This is a genomic window from Pyrobaculum sp. (assembly GCF_049971835.1).
Classification (GTDB): domain Archaea; phylum Thermoproteota; class Thermoprotei; order Thermoproteales; family Thermoproteaceae; genus Pyrobaculum.
This window is the reverse complement of sequence record NZ_JBMFKV010000412.1, coordinates 1-593: the sequence shown is the minus strand read 5'-3', so window position 1 is coordinate 593 and position 593 is coordinate 1. Positions and strand designations below refer to the sequence as shown.

Below are 593 nucleotides of genomic sequence, written 5' to 3'. Positions count from 1 at the left end.
CCGAACTCCTCCAGAAGAGCCACCACGATCTCAGCCACGGCCCGCGCCGGCCTCACCCCGGCCCTCGCCAGAGCCCTAGCCACCGCCGACACCCCGGGTGCCGGCCCGCGCCAGCGGGGCCCCGCGGCCCGTAGAAGCCGGCGGCTCTCCGCCTCTCTCAGCGCCTTCAGCAGAGCCTCTGCGTCTCTCTCATCGTGTAGCCTCACGCCCAACGCGTCCAGCGCCCCGAAGTCTATTTTGTAGACGTCCAGCAGGCCGGCGTTCCTCAGCGCCTTCACCACGGCCCCCACCACCTCCTCGAAGCAGCTGGTCTCCACAACGGCGGCGGGCCTAAACTCGTAGCGGTCTGGCAGAAGCCTAGCCCTCCTCCCGCCTCCGCCCTTCTCCACCACGAGCAGAGCCCCCTCCAGCGACAGCTTGACGCCGCCCACCTCCACCACCAGCGGCGAGGACTGGCCTAGGTGGTACCCCGCCACCACGTCCACAGCCTCGGCCCCAGCCACCTCCTCCACAGACGCCGGCCTAGCCACGACGCACACGGCCGCCACCTACCTCTCCAGCCCTTTACTGACGTAAAGGCCCGGAGCACTATC

The 593-nt window shown here is 69.6% G+C and carries 1 protein-coding gene; it reads right to left on the bottom strand.

What is annotated here, in order from left to right; all coding sequences use genetic code 11:
* On the bottom strand, positions 1–548 hold a 548-nt coding region (locus ACP5J3_RS15010), incomplete at its 3' end, for a hypothetical protein (RefSeq protein ID WP_428496410.1).
* Positions 549–593 lie beyond the last annotated feature (45 nt).